The organism is Kluyvera sp. Awk 3 (assembly GCF_028069715.1).
Classification (GTDB): domain Bacteria; phylum Pseudomonadota; class Gammaproteobacteria; order Enterobacterales; family Enterobacteriaceae; genus Kluyvera; species Kluyvera georgiana_A.
In genome coordinates this window covers 1-2,391 of sequence record NZ_JANEWH010000255.1, presented here as the reverse complement: position 1 = coordinate 2,391, position 2,391 = coordinate 1, and the positions used below count along the sequence as shown (strand labels likewise).

At 52.2% G+C, this 2,391-nt stretch carries 2 protein-coding genes; one reads left to right on the top strand and one right to left on the bottom strand.

From position 1 onward, the window contains the following. The first annotated feature begins 320 nt into the window (after positions 1-320). Complete coding sequence (locus tag NNN71_RS24375; RefSeq protein WP_271459553.1) at positions 321-938, top strand: helix-turn-helix transcriptional regulator; 618 nt, start codon at positions 321-323, stop codon at positions 936-938. On the opposite strand, the gene NNN71_RS24370 is transcribed toward NNN71_RS24375, so the two are convergent. Continuing rightward, entirely contained in the window at positions 935-2,308 is a 1,374-nt protein-coding gene (locus tag NNN71_RS24370; RefSeq protein WP_163448004.1) for an MFS transporter, read from the bottom strand. The genes NNN71_RS24375 and NNN71_RS24370 overlap by 4 nt on opposite strands. Between the last annotated feature and the right edge of the window lie 83 nt (positions 2,309-2,391).

Genomic DNA, 2,391 nt, shown 5'->3' with positions numbered 1-2,391 from the left:
CTATTTTGTTGTATTTCATGTGGTTATGAATTAAGGGCGAGGCTCAATAGGTTGTGGTATGAAATGGCTTGTGAACAGGCAATATTTAGGACGTTTTATGACAAAAAATCTTAATCTCTTAAACTGCATCTTTTCTGTGGTTGTTTTTTAATTATAATCACGATGAGTCATTATCATGCCGCCTGTTGTGATGGCGTGATATGGCGGGCAGAGAGGTAATCAAATCAACATAGTTTGTCACCATTATAATAAGCCATGCAATGGAGGTTGTCTTTTCTCCTGAAAGGATGTTCCTGCTTTAAATGTATAAGGGATGATTTGTGGCAACATCTATACTTTTAGTAACGCAAGACAGCTACCTCGTCAGAGGCATTGAACTGTTATTCCCGGATATTATTCAGTTAGATTCGATTGATCGTAAGGTGTTTGATGGCAGCGCCGACGAATATTCTGTATTGATTGATAGTCGCTCACCGCTTCATTGTTATGACTATCTGATACTGGATGCGTCGCGATCGAAAAAACCGGTCTCCTGTATCATGCTGGACATGCGCTATCGTGAAGCTGAAATGCTGAACATGAAGTTGTTTTTACGCAACCTGCTTGAGCCGACGGATATTACGGCATTATTTACGCTGCTGTTGAACATGAAAAGCCGTCGCTTAACATCGGTCTGGCTGGAAAACCTTGTTCTCAGTGACGCTGAGCAGCTGATGCTACATCTGCTGATGACGGGTATGACCATGGAAGAGGCGGCCGACATGTTGAATATGTCAGTGAGGGGGCTTTATCGACAGCGAACCGAACTGTCCGAACGTCTTGGCGTGGACAATTTTAATGAGGCTTGCTTGTTTATTTTCAAAAATAATCTGCTGGAGTTGCCCGGCGATACCCGCGGGTTAGGCAACCGGCGGGTATCGTCAGAGGAGGGGGCTTAACTTTGCGCGCGCGGCTGCGTTACTCGCAGGCCGCTAAAGAGCGTGGCGACGACGGCGAGCGTACCTGCCAACAGTAGGGACACGTGCGTGCCGCCATTGCCAAAGAGATTAAACATCAGCGCAACCAGCGCCGCGCCGGTGCTCTGCCCAAGAAGGCGCGCCGTGCCGAGCATGCCGCTGGCACCGCCGCTGCGGTTACGCGGGGCGGAGGCAATAATTGTGTGGTTGTTGGGCGACTGGAACAGCCCAAAACCGGCGCCGCACAGCAACATGCGCCAGATAATATCCAGGTCGCTCGGTGAGGTGGGCAGCATCGCCATAGCAAACAGTCCGCAGGCCATAATCCCCATGCCCAGCGCGCCGAGTAGACCGGCGTGAACCCGTTCAATCAAATAGCCAGCCAGCGGCGCCATCACCATGGTTGCCAGCGGCCATGGCGTCAGCAATAGGCCGGTCTCAACTTCGCTACGGCCAACCATCGTTTGCAAGAAGAAGGGCAGTGACACCATGGCCAGCATTTGCGCGCAGAACGAGCAGATGGAGGTGCAAATGGACAACGAAAACAGCGGGATACGCAGTAGATCAACCGGCAGCAGCGGCACCGGCAAATGAAGCTGCCGGCGGACGAAGAAGAAACCAATGACCAGTAGCGCGGCGACTTCAGCCAGCACCAGCTCAATAGACTGTCCTTGGGCAAAACTGCTCAGTGCCGTGATAAGCAGGCCGAAGGTCAGGGCATTCATCACTGCGCTTGGCAGATCGAAGCGCGTTGACTGGCTGCGCGTGCCATTTGACGGCAGGAAACGTACGGCCAGCAGCCAGGCGATAACGCCCAGCGGCACGTTGATAAAAAAGAGCCATTGCCAGGTGGCCAGCGAAAGAATGGCCGCCGCGATAGTCGGGCCGGCCGCTGAGGAGACGGCTACCACAAAGGAGTTGATGCCCATACCGCGTCCGAGCTGGCGTTGCGGGTAAATGAGGCGGATCAGCGCCGTATTCACGCTCATCAATGCCGCTCCGCCGAAGCCTTGCAGAATACGCGCCAGGGTCAGCATCTCCAGCGAGTTTGAGAAGGCGCAGAACAGCGAAGCGAGAGTGAAGACCACCAGACCTGCTTTATAGATGCGGTGATAGCCAATCATGTCGCCGAGGAAAGAGAGAGACAGCAGGGAGATGACAATCGCAATCTGGTAAGCATTAACGATCCAAATAGATGCCGCCGGTGATGCGTGCAAATCGCTGGCGATGGTCGGCAGCGCAACGTTGGCGATCGCGCCGTCGAGAACGGCCATTGTAATGCCGATCACAATCGTCAAAATGGCCCCGTACCGCTGTGGCAGTGGCAGGCCATCAATCATGTTTCTAGTCATGTGGGAAGTTGTTTTTGAGGAAATTATTAACCAGAGAATGATTCTAGCATTGATTAATCAATTGAATGTCTAAGATTTGTAAC

Coding starts and splice junctions, on each gene's coding strand:
- NNN71_RS24370 (WP_163448004.1), bottom strand. CDS start 2,308: ATGACTAGAAACATGATTGATGGCCTGCCACTGCCACAGCGGTACGGG.